A 17,208-nucleotide genomic window follows, 5' to 3' on the forward strand; every position below is an offset into this window, starting at 1 on the left:
GTCGTACTGCGCGCGGTCCCAGACGTTCGTGACGTCAAAGGTCTTGCCGCAGCGGGTGCAAGTGGCCCCGACAGAGGTGCTCACGCCGCACCACCCTCGGCCACGTCCACGTGCACCTGCTCCGTCGTCGGCGTGTAGTCGCTCATCGCGCCGCCCCCCGTCCGCAGCGCGGGCATCCGCGATGAGCCCGGCCGAGGACGATCGCGACCCTGTCGTCCTTCCAGAACGGCTGGCCGTAGACCTTCCGCCGCAACCGTGACCGCACGGGGCAGACCAGCCAGTGACGCCACTCGCTCATCGCGCACCGTCCTCGACCACGACCCACGGGGTGACCTCACGGCGCATGAGGCGGACCTTGCCGCGATACGCGGCCTGGCGGCGCTCGTCTCCGGCGATCATTTCGGCAGCCCGCGCCCTGGCCCTTGCCTCGGTGTAGGGCGTCCCGTATTCCTCGTGGACGAGGCCCTGGCTGTGCTCCACGCCCCACTCGGTGACGGTCTCGCCCACACCGGCAGCGGCAAGAGCGGCACGGGCAAGGTGTCGCCGGAATGCCTCGTCAGCCGGGAACTCGGTCAGCGAGTCGTCACCGGTGATGATCTCGCCGCACTCGCACTCGGCCGACCTGACGCTCATCGACTTCCAGCGGTGCTCGTCCAGCGCCCGTGCGGCCCGCTCCACGGCGTCGTCGCCCACACCGGTCGACGTGCCCGCACCGCCCGTGGGAGGCGTGGACGGCCCCGCGCTCGGGGTCGGTGCGGCGGTGGGGTGTGCGCCCCGCTCACCGTCGGTGTACCGGCGCTCAGCCACGGTCGCCACCACCCAGCGCCGCCAGCACCTCGTCACGACGGGCCAGCAGGGCACGGGCGAGGGCTGCGTTCGGCGCGCTCCCGGGGTACTGGTCGAGGATGCTCGCCAGCGCCTCCACGGCCCGCTCGTCCGCCGCGTCACGCTCCGATGCCAGGGCGCGCTGGCGGGCCTCGATCGCCAGGAAGCCCAGCGCCTTGCGGTGCGTCTCGGCCGGGTCGGCGTTCAGGTACGCGCTGACACCGGCTGCCACGAGGTAGGCGTCGTCACCCTCGCCCCCGGTGCGCACCTCCGGCAGGTCCGCCCGCGGGACCACGATCACGTCCAGCTCGGACGCCACCGCCGCCAGGAAGTCGGCACGGGACGACAGGGCCGACCCGTTCGGCAGGTTGATCGCCACGACGTCGGGGCCGTCCTCGTTCAGGCTGTACGCCTTGATCGACGCTGGCGCCCAGGTCGCCCAGGGCTTGATCTCGGTGCTCATCGTTCCTCCATGGGTGTGTCGTCGGGTCGTGCGGCCGGGGGTGTCATCGCTCACCTGCTGCGAGCTCGCGGACGTCCGGGGGTCGTTCGGTCGGTGCGCCCACCTCGAGCGCGTCGGCACGGCACCCGGCGCACGGCAGGGACACGCCGTGCTCGGGGCAGCGCTCGCGGGTCACGACGCGTCCCCCCGGGGGATGCGTGGCAGCGCGTCGGCGGTCTGCTGCACGAGCGCCACGACGGGTCGCACGGCGGTGAGCGCCGGCGGACGGGTCACGCCCAACGTCGCGCACGCGATCTCGTCGGCGCGCTGCTCGTCGTGGCCGTCGCCGATCGCGGCACGGTAGGCGCGCTGCCACGTCAGGTGCGCGCGCACGTCGTCCGGGTCGAGCGTGTCGGGCGGCTCGGGCGTGCGCATCGCGTCCAGGCGCGCCCGGCGCATGATCCGCACGCGGTCGTTGACGTGACCCGGCATGAGGTAGTCGCCCGCCCGCTCGGCGAAGTGGTCGCGCGCCGCCTGCCACGCGTCCGCCAGGGTGATGCGCTCGTCGAGGATGTCCGCCCACGAGTCGATCGCCTCGGGCGTCACCTTGCGGTTGTCGACGGTGGAGACCTTGAGCAGGAACGTGCCGACCTCGGTGGGGATCACAGCGCCGCTCCGATCTGCGGGTAGGTGGTGGCGAGCCCGTCGCGCTCGGCGACGGCACGCACGGCCGCGAGGTTCTCCTCGAAGCGGGTCGGCCGCGGCTCGGCGGGTCGACGTGTGCGCTGGGCGCTGAGCCGGAGCTGGTCGTACTTCTCGCGGAGCTTGGACATCGACAGCACGTTGGAGCGCCAGAACTCGTCGGAGGTGGCGAAGTCGATCGCGGCCTCGATCTGGGCGACGGTGTGGCCGTCGGCGTCGATCAGGAGTCGAGCGGCGTCGGTGTTGCGCTTCGACCGGCTCGGGATCTTGGCTCCGTTGGCCGCGATGCGGTGGTCGAGGTGGTCGAGGATGCGCTCGACGTCTGCGCGTCGGACGGTCGCGTCAGCGACCTCCGACGAGACGTCTTTCTTCCCCTGTTCCCCTGTTCCCCTGTTCCCCTGTTCCCCTGTTCCAGGCGCGACACTCTCGCGAGGGCTCGCGACACTCTCGCGAATGATCGAGTCCCGGTACTCCAACGTGCCGTCTGGCCTGCGGAAACGTCCCTTGCCGGGCTTGTCGATGCGCTGGATGTCCTCCCAGAACGAAACGAACATAAGTCGCGTCCCGTCGACCTCGTAGCGCCACACGAGACCGGCCCGGTGGAGGTCGGAAACGGCTTCGGACACCCTCGCGTAGGTCTCGCGAGGGCTCGCGAGGATGTCGCGAGGGAACACGTCGCCGACGATGAGCGCGAGGTCGTCCTTGCCCACGCCGTTGTCGTCCACGTAGGACTCGAGGCCCTTGAGGACGAGGCGCGCATCCCAGCTCACGGACGCGATCCGGGCCGAGCGCCAGAACTCCGGCTTGGTCGAGCGGATCCTCATCACAGCCCCCCGATCCCGTGGCACACGCATCCGCATGTCTCTCGCGCCCCGTTGACCTTCACGACTCCGAGGCACGCGTGGTGCCTGCTGTCGGCGCACGTGAGCGACAGGTGCAGGGGTGGTGGTGGGGGTGGCGGTGTCCATGGCGCGGGGGTGTGTCCGGCGATGGTCCGGTGCCGCCAGACGCCTGACGCGCCGGGGGTGTACAGGGTGCCGCAGTGGGCGCAGCGGATCACGACGCCTCCCCCACGCTGTACTGCACGCCCGCCGGCAGGTGCTCGCCCACGGCCTTCTCGACGTCCTCACGCGCCACACCGGGCAGGTCGAGGATGAGGGTGTCGGTGGTCAGGTCCAGGTGCCACGACGTGAGCCGGTCGCAGTCATCGGCGATGCGGCGAGCGAGGACGGGTGCGACGCGGCCGGGGATCGTGTGGTGCGACGGGAGGTGGAAGGGGATGGTCAACAGGGTCACGAGATGCCTCCGGTCAGCAGGACGAGCCGACGTCGCTCGGTCGTGGCGGGCGAGTCGTCGTGGCGGTCAGCGGCGGCGCGGCGGTGCTCCTCCGCGCGAGCCAGGACGTGGCGCCCGAGGGCGGTGGACGACCACGCGAGCTCGTGCCCGACGCGACCGGCCCACGTGTCCACGGGCGACGTCTCCTGGGCGCGCAGGGTGTGCAGCAGGTCGAGCCGGTTCGCGCGTCGCAGCAGGACCTCGAGTGCCTCGGTGGTGCGTCCGGTGCGGTGTGCGGCTTCGTAGATGCCGACGCCGTTGAGGGCGAGGAACGTGCAGTCCTCGATGACCTCTTCGCGGGTGAGGGTGGGGGCGGTCATGCGGCCACCGCCGTCTCGCCGGTCGCAGCCTCGTACACCACGCCCATGAGGTCGCGCGCGTTCGGCGGCGTGACAGCGTTCCCGGCGCCCTTGGTGACGTCCGCGTCGGTCGCCATGCGGCCCTTCTTGTCGGGGTCCGGCATGCGCAGGATGTAGTCGTCGGGGAACGCCTGGCCCCGGGCCACCTCGTGCGGGCGGAACATCCGGAACTCGACCTCGGGCAGGATCTCGCGCGCCTCGGCCAGGTCCCGTGCGGTCAGGCGCGGGCGCCCGGCCGGTGAGCGCAGGAGCGCCTGGTGGCCCTTCGTCGTGAGCGTGCGCAGCTCCTCGAACACGGGCGTGGTCATCTCGCCGCCGCCGGTGTTCATGCGGGTGACGAGCGCGTCGCGGTCAGCCACGGCGATCCCGTAGGACGCGCGCGTGGTGACCGTGCGCAGCGGCTCGCTCGCCGGTCGCGCGTCCTCGTTCCACGTCCCGCCGGCCGGCGTGACGAGCGCGTGGTGGTTCCCGCCGGCGGTGAACGTGCCCGCGGGCTCGGTGACGGGCCGCGTGCTGCTGGTGCCGTACATCTCGACGAGGAACGGCGGCACCGCGAGGCCCTTCGTCTCCCGGGTGTTGAGGGTGCGGATCGGGTCCGTCATCGGCCACGCCCGGTAGTAGGCGTCAGGGTCGCCGTGGCGCACGTGGTTCGGGTCGGCGGCGTCGTACTGGTTGCCGAGCGCCTCGATGTGCACGGGCGTCCAGTAGCGGGCGATCCCGGCGGCGATCCGCAGCATCGTCTTCTCTGCGAGTGGCTTCGCGCGGTCCGCGATGCGCTGCCCACGGATCGACCAGTCGATCGCGTCGGACGCGGGACGCCACCCGGGCTCCACGGTCATGCCGCACGCGGCGTGCACGTACGTGTACTGGACCCGGTACTTGCCGACCGTGCGGCCGACCTTCCATGCCTGTGACGCCTCGACCACCGCGTCGCACCGCGGGCAGTACGCGCGGGGGCGGATCAGCCGGTCGAGGTCCGGCGCACGCTCGCCCTCGCGCCAGCACACGACGTAGATCCGGTCACGGGACTGCGGCGCACCGGGGCCGAGCATCTGCGCGTGCATCGAGTTGATCGACATGACCCGGAAGTGGTAGCCGAGCGCGGCGAGCCTCTGCCGCCACACCTGCCACGCGAGCCGGTACTTCGCCTGGGTGGCGATGTCGACGACGTTCTCGACGATCATGTAGCGGTAGCGGTGGTGCTCGGCGAAGCGCAGGACGTCGAACATGAGCAGCCGGGAGCGGGTCGCGGCGTCGTCCGAGAGAGGGTCCTCGAAGAGCCCTTCCTCGATCGCGGGCCGCGCCTTGCCGTTCGCCTGGGACCACTTCGTGCACTCCGGCGACGCCCACAGCACGTCCGTCGTCGGGAAGAACGCGGGGTCCTCCTGGTGCAGGTCGACCGCGGCGTGGTCGGCGCTCGGGTGGTTCGCGTTGTGGATCTCGCACGCGAGCCGCCAGTGGTTCGCCGCGATGACCAGCTCGACGCCCGCGATCGACGTGCACCCGGTGGATGACCCGCCGATGCCGGCGAAGTGGTCGGTCAGCGTGAGGTTGGCGCTCACAGCACACCCGCCAGCCACGCACCCATGGCCGCACCGGCAGCGACTGCGACGGCCCAGAACGCGACCGCGAGTGCCAGCCCGAGCGCGTCGCGTGCGTGCTCGCCGTCGCACCGCCACTCGTCGTCCCCGGGCGGTTCGGTGTCGATCGTGTCGGGCTCGTCGGCGTGCAGGCGCACCGGCTCGGGGACGACGCGGGTCGTCGTGGCACCGGTCGCGCACTCGGGGCACAGCCGCCACGGACCCGTGGGCAGGGTCACGGTCACGAGGGCCGCGTCACCCACCGGGCGGGAGCACCAGTCGCAGCGGGTGCGGGAGTGCAGGGCGGTCATGACGCACCGTCCTGCGCCTCGGCGGGCGGCCAGTCGTAGTCGGCGTCGTCGACCTGCGGGGGCGGCATGGTGGCGGTCGGGGACAAGTCGTCCGCCACGTCCTCGACCAGCCCGGCATCCTCGGCCGTTGGTGAGGCGGCCTCGACCGGGGTGGGAGCGGCCGCCCCCGCAGGCTTCTGGGCCGTCAGCTCGGCCACGCGCGCCTTGATCTGCACGCGGGTCCGCTCGTCGGCCGTGCGGTACATGCCGCGCAGCACGTCGAGGTCCGTGATCTGCGCGAGGTCCGGCGCGCTCGGGCGGGTGGGCTCGGCGAGCGGCTTCACCACGTACACGTGGGACTTCCCGCGCGTCGGGATCGTCGGCACACCCTTCGGCTTGTCGATGCCGCTCATCGCCGCGATGCGCACACCGCCCACAGCGGCACCGCCGTACTGGACCGTCGAGTCGCAGTACAGCGTGATGCGGCGACCGGGCCACTGCGTGTGGTCGAGCCCCCACACGCCCACGAGCACGCGGCGCATGTTCTTGCCCGGACGCCACGGCCGCGGGAACTCGACGAGGTGCACGTTGACGGGCTGCTCACCCGCGGCGACGGTGACGCGCTCGACGGTGAACGTCTGCGGACCTCCCAGGAGGTCCACGGCGTCCAGCTGGTCGGACTGGGGTGCCAGGGTGTCGGCGAGGTCCACTAGATCATCTCCTGGTAGAGGCCGCGCTCGGTCTCGGGCATGCCCTGGACGCGCTCGCGGTAGGTGGTCGTCATGGCGAAGGCGGTGTCCTCGAAGGCCGTGACGGCGGCGAGGATCGCGTCACGCCACGCGGGGTCCGGCAGCACGCGCTTCACGTACAGCGGCATGCCGGCGCAGTAGGACACGTAGTCGCACCAGGCCCGCCCGGACACGAGCAGCCCGGTCTGGATCTGGGCCATGTTCTCGGCGGGCACCTCGTCGTCGAGGATCGTGCGCAGTTGCGCCTTGGCCCGCCGTGACTTGATCTCGATGAGCCCGTCGTCGTCCACCAGGCCGTCGGGGCTGTAGCCGATCTCGAAGGTCTGGCTGTCGTCGTCGGGCTCATCGGGGCTGTAGACCATGAACCCGACCTCAACGACCGGGACGCCGCGGTCTTGCGCGTACAGGTCGCGCGCCACGGGCTCGTCGAGGGTGCCGCGGAGCATGTCGTCGGACACGTACACGGGGTCGGTCCAGCCGGTGATCCGCTCGGCGACGAGCAGCCGCAGCAGGTCGCGGCTCGTGTCGTTCGCGGCGACCTTGAGCGTGGGCGTGACGAGCCTGCCCATGATGGACGCGGTGACCATGCCGCGGCGCTGGGCGGCCCACTCGTCGGTGCCCTGCACGAGGTCGGGCAGGATGCGCAGGCTCATGACTCGTCCCCCACCCACGGCCGTAGCCGCAACTCCTGGTCGAGCTCGTCGTTGTCCGCGAGGTCCGCACCGCTGGGCAGGTCGTCGGCGGGCTCCCACGTGCTGTGCCGCCGCGCGTCGTCGATCTCGCGCGCGTAGTCGTAGGGCTGGTCGCTCACGACGCCACCCGCCTCTCCGCCTCGTCAGCGACACGGATCGCGGAGGCGGGCAGTCGCAGGGCTGCGTCACGTGCACACTGCGGGTCGATGACGAGCACGACGCCCGTGAGCCAGTCGCCTGCCTCGACGAGCACCTCGTGGGCCTCGTCGTGGCCGAGCGCGGCCACGGTGCGGGTCACGGCGTCGAGGTCGTCGTCGGTGCCGCTCATCGCGGTCTGCGCCCAGGTGAGCGCGAGCCGTGAGCGCGCCGTCAGGTCGTAGTCCAGGGACGTGATCACGACGCCACCTCCCGCGCGATGTCGACCGCGAGCCGCAGGCGGTCGAGTCGGTCGATGAAGGCGAGGGTGCGGTGGTGCTCCACGACGTGCGACACGCGCACGTACAGGCCGCTCGCCGCCTCGTCGAGGTCGCCCGCGCCGGTGAGGTCCCACGGCGACTCGACGAGCGCCCCACCGCGGTAGTGGGCGTACTTGTCGTCGACCGGGGCGCACTCGTAGCAGCGGTGCGGGCAGTCGCACGCGATGCCGTGGTGACGGGCCTTCGTGGCGCTCACGACAGCGCCCCGTGCAGCGCGTTCCGCACCTGCAGCGCGGTCACCGACGAGCGGTCGCGCTCGTATGCGTCGTCGAGCAGGTCGAGGACCGCGACGAGCGCGTCGTGCATCGCCTGAGGGCCGACGTCCCCGACGATCCGGTCCGCGTGCCGCTTCTCCACGCGACGCCGCAGCCAGTCCATCTGCGCGCCGCGGGAGCCGCGCCCGTCCCACAGGCGAGCGAGGTCGAGTGCTGCCTGCACGCCGTCCCCGGGCTCGTCCAGGAAGTCAGGGTCGTCGATCGCGCAGTCGGTGCAGACCTCGACGTGCTCGCCGTCGGAGTCGTGCGCCGGGTAGCGCGGACCGGGTGCGGACAGGTCGCACCATGCGCACGTCGCCGCGCTCACGGCAGCGCCCCCTCGTGGTCCCGCATGCACGGCGTGCACGAGCACGTGCAGTCGGACGCGCTACGGCACCGCGTCGGGTCATGCGTCACGGCCAGAGCCACCAGCGACGGCACGCACGCCTCGCACGCGTCCTCGTCCCGGTGCCCACACGGCCGCACGTCGTCCAGCGACGCCAGATCCTGCGCGATCCGCTGCGCACTCCTCGCCGCACGCAGCCCACGCCGCGCCTCGTGCAGCCCCGCCACCGCGTCGAACAGGTCCGCCGTCGAGTCGGCACCGGGCTCCACGGTCAGCCGCTCGGCCGCGGACACCACCACCTGCTCGCACGCCCGCACGTTGTCCATCGCCGCGGCCACCGTCGTCGACGCCACGATGACCAGGCGCGTGATCGTGTCCTCGCCCATCACGCCACCGCCGCACGCTCGTCGCGGAGGGCCTGGTGCGCGTCCAGCACCTCGCACAGCTCGATCTGCCGGGCGCGCATCGCCGAGCCCACCCGCCGCAGCGTGTACGGCGCGGCGTCCTCGGGGTGCTCGTACCAGCCGGACGTGTAGGCCGCCAGGATGCTCCCGCCCCGCTGGGACACCTCAGTCACCGACGGGTACTCGAGGATCTCGGCCACGTACTCGTCGGTGCGGGCGACGATCGCGGCGGGGATGATGCGGCCCATCACGCCACCTCGTCCTCGACCGGGCCGACGAGGGTGCCCGTGACGATCGGCCCACGCAGCAGGTCGACCTCCGCGAGCAGGTCGTCGACCGTGAGCGGACGCGTCGGGGTGAAGCCGAGGGTGTCGCGCGTCTGGTCGTACAGGGGGGTCGACGTGCGGCGGAACGTGGCGTAGTCGCGCTGGGCGTCCTTCGCGGCGAACACGTCCTCGGGCTCGGGGGTGGTGGGGCGCGGCTTGCGGCGCAGGAAGCGGTTCATCTGAGACGATTCCTTTCGTGTAGGTGGCCCTCGTCCGGCTTGGCGGTTGTGGCGGGGGCCGTCTGCTGGGTGGGGTCAGGCGTCCGGGAGGGCGTCGAGGTACTCCTCGAGCGCCTTCGCGGGGATGACGATGCGGCGACCCATCTGCTTCGCCTTGAGCTGGCCGGAGTGGATCGCCTGGTCGATGCGCGCCTTCGACGTGCGCGCCGCAGCAGCCGCCTCGTCGCGGGTGTAGACCAGCGGCGCGGGGGTCACGAGACGACCGCCAGGCCGCCGCCGCGCAGGTGACGCAGCAGGTACTCGATCCCCTTCGGGGTGACGCGCGGCTGCGGGGCGTCCAGGACGCGCTCGCCGGTGCGCGGGTGGTAGTGCGACTGCGGCAGTGCGGCCATGCGGCCCCGCTCGATCGCGGTCTGCCGGACGTGCCACCGCTGGTCGGAGCCGCGGTAGAGCCACCCGAGGTCCGCGAGCACCGCGAACAGGCGCGTGGAGCCGAGCGAGATGCCCGAGCGAGCGAGTGCCTTCGCGGCGTCCGCGACGGACAGGTCACCGGTCGCGTCCAGCAGGAGGTCCGCGACCTCGGCGCGGGGCTCGAGCGCGGCGATCTGCTCGTTCGCGACGACGAGCGCGCGGGCCGTCTCGACGAACTGCTCGGCCATGGCGAGCACGCCAGCAGGGGTCGTCAGGTCCGGGGCTGGTGCGACCGAGTAGCTGCCCGTGCGGCGGATCGTCGGCAGGACGTCCGTGGTCACCCAGCGCCGGAACGGCTTCGCGCTCGGAGAGTCGCTACGGACGATGACGTCGTACATGCCCGCCTCGGTGACGGTGGTCATCGACTGACGGCCGCCAAGGGTGTCGATCTGACCGACACCCTTCATGTCCTCGTCGAGACGGGCTGCGACGTCACGGGCATTGCGGATGCCGAGTGCGGCGCAGAGGTCCGCGAGGACGAACCAGGGCTCCCCGTACTCGTCCGTGATGACGCGCACGGCCTGGCCGTGGAACGCGTGCTGGATGAGGTCGGTCATCACGCCACCTTCGCTCGCTGGTTGATGGAACGTCCGCTGACTGCGGATGCGGAGGCCACGAAGAGGATCTCGGTCGGGACTGCGAGGGCCTCCGCGAGACGGACGGCGAGCTTCGGGGTGCAGGTGCTCTTCCTGCCCGAGGTCAGGTGCGAGACGAACGACTTCGAGCAGCCGGCGTAGCGCGCGAGCTGCTCGTACGAGAAGCCGCGCTGCCTGATCAGCGCCCTCAGCGTCTCTGGCGAGGTGAGTCGCATCCAAGTCCCCTTCGGCCAACGCGTCTTCGTCCGGTCCTGCATCTGGATTGATCCTCCCTTGGTAGACGGTGCGGTGTCAACTAACTGCGGATGATTCTTCCGCAGGAGGTAGACGCTGGTCAACTACTCACACGCTTGTAGTTCCGCAGCCTGCGGACTTACGGCACGATGGGCACCGATGGTTGGTAGACGAAATGACGACACGCGGGACGCTTTGCCGGTAGACGGCACGGTGTCCGGGGCCGTTGCGCCCGAGCCGGCGCCCGGAGAGGGTCGCCCCATGGGTCACCTGTGGCAGATCGTCCAGAAGCACCTGGACGAGTACGGCGTCCGCGAGGCTGCGCTCGCGCGCAAGATGGGCACGCGCCCGCAGACGCTCAACTCCTGGAAGAACCGCGGGCTCAAGCAGCTGCCCGAGCGGCGTCTGCTCGACTCCCTCGCGGTTGCGACGCGCACGCCGTACGAGACGGTCCTCGAGGCTGCACTGGCCGACACCGAGTACCGCAGCCTCGACGCGGGGTCCACCTTCGCCGACCCCGCGTACATGCCCGAGGACACGCTCATGGTCCAGTGGATCGAGGCGCGCCGGGCCGAGAGGCGCGCGGTGGCGGAGTACGCCCGTCGCCATGGCATTGAGGACCCCACGGCCGCACGGGAGGCGATGGTCGCCTACTTCCATGCGCCGAGCCTCGACTATCTCGAGCGCGAGTGGGACGCCCGAATGGACGCTGAGGCGGTCACGGACCTTGGTGAGCAGCGAACTGACGAAGAGCTAGATCAAGCAGTAGAGCGCCGGCGGCAAGACGACGCTCGGCGTCCAGACCTGCCCTGAGCAGCCCGACGTTCTGCGTCGAGACGTAGCAGACCGGGTGGGTCATCCCCTCGACCTCGACGACCGCCACACCCAACCGTGCGAGCAACTCGAACTCGTCCACGCCGACGATCCCCCTGTCCGCCGCGCACCCTCGTCGCAGCCGACCAGACTCGCGCGCACCCCTGACACCCGGCACCCGGACGAGGTACGCGCCCTCACCCGTGCGGCGTAGCGGTCAGCCCGAGCGCCCCGGCGATCCCGTCGAGCGCATCCCGCGCGAGGGCCTGGCTGACGTGCTGATACCCGCGAGTGGACGTGATGGACGAGTGGCCCATGATCGCGATGACGACGGCCTCCTTGACGCCGTGCTCCAGCAGCAGCGTCGCGGTGGTGTGGCGGGCCTCATGCAGCAGGTACCGGGCGGGGTCGCGGTGGCGGCGCTCGTCGGTCGGGGCGACCTTCGCGGCGGCCTGGAGCGCGTACCAGGCGTCACGGTCGGCGCCGGACGAGCGTGGGCGGCCGAGCATCCGCGCGAGCAGCGTCGGGTCGGTCGTGTCCCACTCGATCACGGGCCAGACCAGACCGTGCGGGTTCACGTGCTCGGCGCGCTGCCACGTCTCCAGGGCGGCCCCCATCCACGACACGAGCGGGATGACGCGCCACCCGCTGCGCGACTTCGGGCGCACCAGGTGCATCGCGTCCACGAGCCGCCGCGCCTCGTACCCGTCGGGGACGCGGAACGTCCCTGCGGCGCGGTCGAGGTACGGCAGGGCCTGGAGCTGCCAGGACGCGTCGAGCAGCCCACGGTCGAGGTCGACGGCCTCCCATGTCAGCCCCAGGCACTCGCCCTGGCGCATGCCCTGCAAGAAGGCGGCGGCCCAGCGCGAGCCGTCGGGCCGCTGCGAGGCCGCGCCGAGGATCGCGAGCGCGTGGCCGAGCGGCACCGCGTCGCGGTCGTGGGTGGCCTTGCCGGGTGCGGCGACCTCTCGGGCGAGCCGGGAGACGCTGTGCCCGTCGGCCGCGGCGGCGTCCAGGGCGCGGATCAGCACGCCGTGGACGTAGCGCGCGGTCGTCGTCGAGCGCCCCGCCTTGCGTACCGCGGTGCCCACCGAGCGCACGTCGCCGGGCGTGAGGGTGTCGAGCCGCTTGCTGCCGATGGTCGGCACGATCCAACGGCGCACGGCGCTGGCGTCGGTCGCGTAGTACTTCGGCCGCGCCTTGGTCGCGTGGACCTCGAGCCACGCCTCGCACCAGGACTTGACGGTCCTGTGCCCGCCGGCCACAGCCCCGGCGTCGACCTCGTACTCGCGCTGCCGCTTGGTCAGGCGCCGCTTGCACTCGGCCTCGGTGGTGGCCGAGACGGTGACGACGCGCCGGGTGCCGCGCTCGGTCCAGCCGGCCTGGAAGGTGCCGATCCACCGGCCGTCGGAGGCGCGCTGGTACACGCTGCCGGTGCCGTACTGCCGCCTGCGACGCTCGGCCATGCCGCGCCTCCGGGGTGTAGTGAAGTCTGTAGTGATCTCACAGAGTCTCACGGGGTCTGACTGGATGCTAAGGCGCAGGTCAGAGCCGGTGCGACCTCCCCTCAGTGTGGCACGTTCTCTGACTACGGATCAGAAGGTTGGGGGTTCGAGTCCCTTCGGGCGCACATCAGAAGGCCCCTGACCGGCGGAGACGCGGTCAGGGGCCTTCGTCGTCCGGGCATCGCGAGGGGCCTGACGCCGGCACGCAGCCGCCTACGCCACAGTCGATCGGCTGCGCTTCCGCCGAGCCGGTGGGCGCTCCGGCCCCGCGAGCGGCCGACCTCGGACCGGAATGCGAGTGCGGCAGCGGCTCGCCGGCGGGGATGATCGGGGGATGAGCGAGACGCTGAACCGACTGACCTCCGACCTCACCACCGCCATGAAGGCGCGCGACACCGACCGCACGAGCGTGCTGCGCCAGGTGATCGGCGCCGTCCGGGCCGAGGAGAAGGCCGGACCGGTGAGCAAGGAGCTCACCGAGGACGAGGTGCTGGCGGTCCTCGCCCGCGAGGTCAAGAAGCGGCGCGAGAGCGTGCAGATCTACACCGACGCCGGCGCGCCCGAGCGTGCGGCGAACGAGGCCGCCGAGGCCGACGCCATCGAGACGTACCTGCCCGCACGCCTCTCCGACGACGAGCTCGCGGCGCTGGTCACGGCGGTCGTCGGTGACCTGGGGGCGACGAGCATGCGCGACATGGGCGCCGTCATGAAGGAGGCCACCGCCCGCGCGGGTCTGGCCGCCGACGGCAAGAAGCTCTCCGCCCTGGTCCGCACGGCCCTCGCCGGCTGACGTCGCGAGGCGGGTGGACCTCCCCCCGCCACGCGACGGGAGGTCCACCCGGTCCGGGAGTGACAGCGCGCACCGCGGGTGCCACTATCGCGCCGTGGCGACGCCGAGCGACAGCACGGGACGATGGGGGCTGCGCACCGACCTGCTGCGGCACGGCGACGACGGCGACTCGAGCCGCGTCGGCTACGTCGAGCTGTTCTTCGACCTCGTGTTCGTGTTCGCGGTCACGCAGCTCTCGCACAGCCTGATCGCGCACCCCGACGGCACCACCCTGGCGCACACGCTGATCCTCGGCTGGGCGGTGTGGTTCCTGTGGATCGACACCACCTGGGTCACCAACTGGCTCGACCCCGACCGCGTGCCGGTGCGGGTCATGCTCCTGGTGCTCATGCTGCTCGGTCTGCTGATGTCCAGCGCGATCCCCGAGGCGTTCGACGGCAAGGCGATGCTGTTCGCGGCGCCGTTCGTCGCGATCCAGGTCGGCCGGAGCGTCTTCACCGCGCTCGCGATGGGCCGGCACTGGCCCGAGAACGCCGTCAACTTCGTGCGGATCAGCATGTGGCTGGCGACCTCGGGCGTGCTGTGGCTGGTGGGCGCGACGGTCGACGCCGAGCAGCGGATCTGGTGGTGGGGCGCCGCGGCGCTGCTGGACCTCGCTGCACCGCGCGCGATGTTCTGGGTCCCGGGGCTCGGTCCGTCGCGCGCGGCCACCTGGTCGGTGCGCGGCCACCACATGGCCGAGCGGGTCTCGCTGTTCGTCATCATCAGCCTCGGCGAGTCGATCATCGTCGCGGGCGCCGCGTTCGCGGAGCTCGAGATCGACCCGACGAGCGTGACCGCGTTCCTCGCCGCGTTCGCCTCGACCGTGCTGATGTGGCTGCTCTACTTCGACCGTTCGGAGCGCACCGGCAGCCACTACCTGTCGTCGCGCCGCGACCCCGGCATGGTCGCGCAGACCGCCTACACGTACATCCCCTACCTGCTGGTGATGGGCATCGTCCTGACCGCGGTCGGGGACGAGCTCGTCCTGCAGCACCCGCACGGGCACGAGGGCGCGACCGACGGGTGGACCGCGGGCCTGGTGTGCGGCGCAGCCGCCGTCTACCTCGTCGGGAACGCGCTGTTCCGACGAGCGACGGGCGGACCCTGGTCGTGGCCGCACCTGACGGGGGCCGCGCTGGCCGTCGCACTCGTCGCGCTGCGGGGCGGCGTCACGCCGCTGACCCTCTCGTGGCTCACGAACGGCGTGCTCGCGCTGGTCTTCGCGGCCGACGTGCTGGCCGCCCGGCGGCGCTCCGGGAGGGACGCGGCACGCTCGTCGGAAACGTGAAGGCCGGACCCCTGGACGCGGATCCGGCCTCGAGCGGCCTCACTGACACAGCTTTGGAACGCCGGACTCTGGGCGGCCGTCAACCAACTCCTGCATGAACGACCGAGCTGATCCGTTCAGCACCTCACACGGGCGTGTGGGAGCCCAGAATCTCGTAGCCGTTCAGTCCCGATGCGCGCATCGCGGCCAGAACCTTGTCGCTCACGAACGTCCGACTCTGCGACCTCGGACCGATGATCTCGTGTCCGGCGACCTTCGTCGCAGAGATCACGGGCTGAGTCGGAAGCCCGCTTGGGCCGATGACCGAGCGCGCCGCATCGTAGATGTCCGGCGGTTCGGGGAAGTGCATCACCCAACAGTCGAGCGGGACATCGGCAACCGTGCGAACAATCGCCGGGAGCCACTGAACCACATCCATAGGTCCCAATAACGGCTCGAGGACGTCTCGCGCCCGAAGTGACACGACGCGAGTTGCATCGATCACCCGCATCCAGTCGCCAGCAAAGGCGCTCGTCAAACGCCACTCCATCCGTGGCGGGTCTGTCACGACGGCGGGATGGTGCCGAAGTGACGTCAGATACTTGCGGTCCGGCGAGATGCGGCGTGCGACAGCATCACCCATGGGGATCAGATCGAAATACACTCAACACCTCCACCAGGCACCACGAATCGCCAGCGGATTGTTCTCGATGGGCTCCCGCACCCACTTGGCAAACAATCGCAAGAACTCATCGGCGTCATCGCCGGCCACCTCCTGCGCTAGTTCCATGTTCTCAAGAACCCACTGATGGTAGGCGTTTGGGTGCCGACCGCGGTGCGGCATCGACAAGAGGTTCCAGTCCTGGTTAAGCGTGAGCCCCGGGTAATCTTCGATGATTTCCTCGAAATAGGGCGTCCACGTCTGCGGACTCTTGTCAGTCGCGAGGTGGTGCTTCTGGGTCGGGAGTGAGTCCAGGAGGTTCTGGTTGTAGACGGGGTCCTTGATGCAGTTCCCGGGCAGATCGATGCCGCCGTCGGCACCGGGCTCCGGATCGTAATCGAGGTCCGGCGTGCCTTCGTCGAGACAGATTCCCTCGTCTGACACGTGGTAACAGTCGGGATCGAAGTCCTCAATCGGAGCGACGTCGTCCTGAATGGTGTCGATGAGGCTCTGTAAAGCGCGGGCGACGTCATCGAGTGTCGCGATCATTCGGATCGCCGCGACGATGCCCTTGGCGTTGCAGACGAGGGTGACGTCCGGGACGCTCGACATGGCCCGGTGGCTCGGAATCCACGCGCCGAGCGTGAGGCACGCCGAGTCCCCGTATTTCTGCACCAGCAGCGTGGCAAGCGAGATGACCAGCGGCGACGCTTCCACGGCGTCGATCTGGATGCTCGTGACGACGACCCGGCCCGAACTCGCGCGGATATCTACGCTCGGGAGCGCGTCAGACGGTGCGTCCTTTGCAACGAAGGCGATGAACGACTTGTAGGCTCCTGCGCCGATATTCGCGCTGTAGCTGCACGTGACCAGGCTCTGTGAGCAGTTCGCGACTCTTGTGTGTGTCTCGGCGTTGTAGATACTTGTGATCAGCCCGGTCTCGTTGACGTCCGGCGCGATCGTCGCCGTGATGAGCGACTTGCCGCCGGCGGAGCCGAACGTCGAGACCGAAGCAGCGAGCGAGACGGACCCGTGCCAACCGGACCGCTTCACCGCCACACCCGCCGACGCCCGGATGCCGCTCGTGGGCCTGCCACCGCTACAACAGGTGTCGGTCACATAGGCCACAAGCGATCGCGACTGGTCGATTCCGACAGAGACCTTCTCCGAGCACGGGATGGAGCTCATGAGGCAGCTCTTCACGAGCTGCCCCGACTGGGCGTCCCCGATGGTCACGTACGGATGCGGATTGGTAGCCGCAGACGGGTTCACGATGGCCCGGACGTACGTGCTTCCCTTGTCGGCCTGCAGCGTCGGCTCGTCCGCGACGAGCGTCAGCGATCCAGTCCAGCCGCTGCGATGCACCGCGGTCGACGAGGACGCGAGCACGACGGCGCCCGAAGGCGGGCCCGGGTTGGGCACGCTGTTCATCGTGACGTAGGCACTGAAGCTACGGGTTGCGTCGACGTCGACGCTGACCTTCGTACTGCACGCAGTGGAGCTCATCAGGCATGACTCGACCAGCGCTCCGGTCGTGGAGTCGTAGATGATGACGTACGGGTTGGTAGCTGATGGGTAGGTCGCCGGCGACACCGTCGCCCGCACGTACGTCGAGGGCTCCGCCGGTCCCAGTTCGGACGCATCTGCGACGAGCGACACCGAACCAGACCACGTGCCCGCAGCCGCGGCGGGCGTCGCGAGCCCGAGGACAGCCAAGCACCACGCCAGCACCACAACCACGGAACGCATCCGCCGACTCATCGAGCCCCCTTGAACCAGTTCGAGCCACACCGGCGCACGGAGAGTACTACGAACGGCGGTGGCAGTCGCCGGCACCGCGAACGGGGACCGGAGGGAGACATGCAAGAAC

The 17,208-nt window shown here is 70.7% G+C and carries 26 protein-coding genes; 3 read left to right on the plus strand and 23 right to left on the minus strand.

Annotated elements, in window-relative coordinates; genetic code table 11:
• Positions 1-294: 294 nt before the first annotated feature.
• The 20 genes from CCO02nite_RS10155 to CCO02nite_RS10245 form a co-directional block, all read right to left on the minus strand.
• Positions 295-693 (minus strand): hypothetical protein, encoded by a 399-nt coding sequence (locus CCO02nite_RS10155; RefSeq protein WP_146843019.1) that lies wholly within the window; start codon positions 691-693, stop codon positions 295-297.
• A 106-nt stretch (positions 694-799) separates the two neighbouring features.
• A complete protein-coding gene (locus CCO02nite_RS10160; protein ID WP_146843020.1) occupies positions 800-1,288 on the minus strand; it encodes a hypothetical protein in 489 nt (162 codons plus the stop codon).
• A gap of 171 nt (positions 1,289-1,459) precedes the next feature.
• Positions 1,460-1,933, minus strand: a complete 474-nt coding sequence (locus CCO02nite_RS10165; RefSeq protein WP_146843021.1) for a hypothetical protein — start codon at positions 1,931-1,933, stop codon at positions 1,460-1,462.
• A complete protein-coding gene (locus CCO02nite_RS15895; protein ID WP_222593187.1) occupies positions 1,930-2,793 on the minus strand; it encodes a phage replication protein O in 864 nt (287 codons plus the stop codon). Before CCO02nite_RS15895 ends, CCO02nite_RS10165 begins: the two co-directional genes overlap by 4 nt.
• 232 nt (positions 2,794-3,025) lie before the next feature.
• Positions 3,026-3,265: a hypothetical protein gene (locus CCO02nite_RS10175; RefSeq protein WP_146843022.1), complete on the minus strand. Its 240-nt coding sequence runs from the start codon at positions 3,263-3,265 to the stop codon at positions 3,026-3,028.
• Positions 3,262-3,624 carry a hypothetical protein gene (locus CCO02nite_RS10180; RefSeq protein ID WP_146843023.1) on the minus strand — a complete coding sequence of 121 codons (363 nt, stop codon included), beginning with the start codon at positions 3,622-3,624 and terminating at the stop codon, positions 3,262-3,264. The genes CCO02nite_RS10175 and CCO02nite_RS10180 overlap by 4 nt, the downstream gene beginning before the upstream one ends.
• On the minus strand, positions 3,621-5,225 hold the full coding sequence (locus CCO02nite_RS10185) for a DNA cytosine methyltransferase (protein WP_146843024.1): 1,605 nt from the start codon (positions 5,223-5,225) through the stop codon (positions 3,621-3,623). Before CCO02nite_RS10185 ends, CCO02nite_RS10180 begins: the two co-directional genes overlap by 4 nt.
• The gene (locus tag CCO02nite_RS10190; RefSeq protein ID WP_146843025.1) at positions 5,222-5,554 is read right to left on the minus strand and encodes a hypothetical protein; all 333 of its coding nucleotides are present in this window, start codon (positions 5,552-5,554) and stop codon (positions 5,222-5,224) included. The genes CCO02nite_RS10185 and CCO02nite_RS10190 overlap by 4 nt, the downstream gene beginning before the upstream one ends.
• On the minus strand, positions 5,551-6,243 hold the full coding sequence (locus CCO02nite_RS10195) for a hypothetical protein (RefSeq protein WP_146843026.1): 693 nt from the start codon (positions 6,241-6,243) through the stop codon (positions 5,551-5,553). Before CCO02nite_RS10195 ends, CCO02nite_RS10190 begins: the two co-directional genes overlap by 4 nt.
• Positions 6,243-6,935, minus strand: a complete 693-nt coding sequence (locus CCO02nite_RS10200) for a lambda exonuclease family protein (protein ID WP_146843027.1) — start codon at positions 6,933-6,935, stop codon at positions 6,243-6,245. Before CCO02nite_RS10200 ends, CCO02nite_RS10195 begins: the two co-directional genes overlap by 1 nt.
• Positions 6,932-7,093 (minus strand): hypothetical protein, encoded by a 162-nt coding sequence (locus CCO02nite_RS15725; protein WP_186812661.1) that lies wholly within the window; start codon positions 7,091-7,093, stop codon positions 6,932-6,934. The genes CCO02nite_RS10200 and CCO02nite_RS15725 overlap by 4 nt, the downstream gene beginning before the upstream one ends.
• A complete protein-coding gene (locus CCO02nite_RS10205) occupies positions 7,090-7,371 on the minus strand; it encodes a hypothetical protein (RefSeq protein WP_146843028.1) in 282 nt (93 codons plus the stop codon). The genes CCO02nite_RS15725 and CCO02nite_RS10205 overlap by 4 nt, the downstream gene beginning before the upstream one ends.
• Complete coding sequence (locus CCO02nite_RS10210; protein WP_146843029.1) at positions 7,368-7,646, minus strand: hypothetical protein; 279 nt, start codon at positions 7,644-7,646, stop codon at positions 7,368-7,370. Before CCO02nite_RS10210 ends, CCO02nite_RS10205 begins: the two co-directional genes overlap by 4 nt.
• Positions 7,643-8,032 (minus strand): hypothetical protein, encoded by a 390-nt coding sequence (locus CCO02nite_RS15730; RefSeq protein ID WP_186812662.1) that lies wholly within the window; start codon positions 8,030-8,032, stop codon positions 7,643-7,645. Before CCO02nite_RS15730 ends, CCO02nite_RS10210 begins: the two co-directional genes overlap by 4 nt.
• Complete coding sequence (locus tag CCO02nite_RS10220; RefSeq protein ID WP_146843031.1) at positions 8,029-8,436, minus strand: hypothetical protein; 408 nt, start codon at positions 8,434-8,436, stop codon at positions 8,029-8,031. Before CCO02nite_RS10220 ends, CCO02nite_RS15730 begins: the two co-directional genes overlap by 4 nt.
• Complete coding sequence (locus CCO02nite_RS10225) at positions 8,436-8,702, minus strand: hypothetical protein (RefSeq protein WP_146843032.1); 267 nt, start codon at positions 8,700-8,702, stop codon at positions 8,436-8,438. The genes CCO02nite_RS10220 and CCO02nite_RS10225 overlap by 1 nt, the downstream gene beginning before the upstream one ends.
• Positions 8,702-8,959 carry a hypothetical protein gene (locus tag CCO02nite_RS10230; protein WP_146843033.1) on the minus strand — a complete coding sequence of 86 codons (258 nt, stop codon included), beginning with the start codon at positions 8,957-8,959 and terminating at the stop codon, positions 8,702-8,704. The genes CCO02nite_RS10225 and CCO02nite_RS10230 overlap by 1 nt, the downstream gene beginning before the upstream one ends.
• A 75-nt stretch (positions 8,960-9,034) precedes the next feature.
• On the minus strand, positions 9,035-9,214 hold the full coding sequence (locus tag CCO02nite_RS10235) for a helix-turn-helix domain-containing protein (RefSeq protein ID WP_146843034.1): 180 nt from the start codon (positions 9,212-9,214) through the stop codon (positions 9,035-9,037).
• Positions 9,211-9,987, minus strand: a complete 777-nt coding sequence (locus tag CCO02nite_RS10240; RefSeq protein ID WP_146843035.1) for a phage antirepressor KilAC domain-containing protein — start codon at positions 9,985-9,987, stop codon at positions 9,211-9,213. The genes CCO02nite_RS10235 and CCO02nite_RS10240 overlap by 4 nt, the downstream gene beginning before the upstream one ends.
• Positions 9,987-10,241 carry a helix-turn-helix domain-containing protein gene (locus tag CCO02nite_RS10245; RefSeq protein WP_146843036.1) on the minus strand — a complete coding sequence of 85 codons (255 nt, stop codon included), beginning with the start codon at positions 10,239-10,241 and terminating at the stop codon, positions 9,987-9,989. Before CCO02nite_RS10245 ends, CCO02nite_RS10240 begins: the two co-directional genes overlap by 1 nt.
• Before the next feature lie 280 nt (positions 10,242-10,521).
• Between CCO02nite_RS10245 and CCO02nite_RS15735 the strand changes: the two genes are divergently transcribed.
• The gene (locus CCO02nite_RS15735) at positions 10,522-11,073 is read left to right on the plus strand and encodes a hypothetical protein (protein WP_186812663.1); all 552 of its coding nucleotides are present in this window, start codon (positions 10,522-10,524) and stop codon (positions 11,071-11,073) included.
• A 197-nt stretch (positions 11,074-11,270) separates the two neighbouring features.
• Here the strand turns inward: CCO02nite_RS15735 and CCO02nite_RS10255 are convergent, their stop codons facing one another.
• Positions 11,271-12,539, minus strand: a complete 1,269-nt coding sequence (locus tag CCO02nite_RS10255) for a tyrosine-type recombinase/integrase (protein WP_146843037.1) — start codon at positions 12,537-12,539, stop codon at positions 11,271-11,273.
• A 373-nt stretch (positions 12,540-12,912) separates the two neighbouring features.
• Between CCO02nite_RS10255 and CCO02nite_RS10260 the strand changes: the two genes are divergently transcribed.
• Positions 12,913-13,368: a GatB/YqeY domain-containing protein gene (locus CCO02nite_RS10260; protein ID WP_146843038.1), complete on the plus strand. Its 456-nt coding sequence runs from the start codon at positions 12,913-12,915 to the stop codon at positions 13,366-13,368.
• 94 nt (positions 13,369-13,462) lie between these two features.
• Positions 13,463-14,698, plus strand: a complete 1,236-nt coding sequence (locus CCO02nite_RS10265) for a low temperature requirement protein A (protein ID WP_186812664.1) — start codon at positions 13,463-13,465, stop codon at positions 14,696-14,698.
• Between the two features lie 124 nt (positions 14,699-14,822).
• Here CCO02nite_RS10265 and CCO02nite_RS10270 read toward each other — a convergent pair whose 3' ends face one another.
• Both CCO02nite_RS10270 and CCO02nite_RS15900 read right to left on the minus strand, forming a co-directional pair.
• Positions 14,823-15,341, minus strand: a complete 519-nt coding sequence (locus tag CCO02nite_RS10270) for a hypothetical protein (RefSeq protein ID WP_146843040.1) — start codon at positions 15,339-15,341, stop codon at positions 14,823-14,825.
• Complete coding sequence (locus CCO02nite_RS15900; protein ID WP_222593188.1) at positions 15,342-17,129, minus strand: AHH domain-containing protein; 1,788 nt, start codon at positions 17,127-17,129, stop codon at positions 15,342-15,344.
• Positions 17,130-17,208 lie beyond the last annotated feature (79 nt).

The organism is Cellulomonas composti, from assembly GCF_007990245.1.
In the GTDB taxonomy this organism is placed as follows: domain Bacteria; phylum Actinomycetota; class Actinomycetes; order Actinomycetales; family Cellulomonadaceae; genus Cellulomonas; species Cellulomonas composti.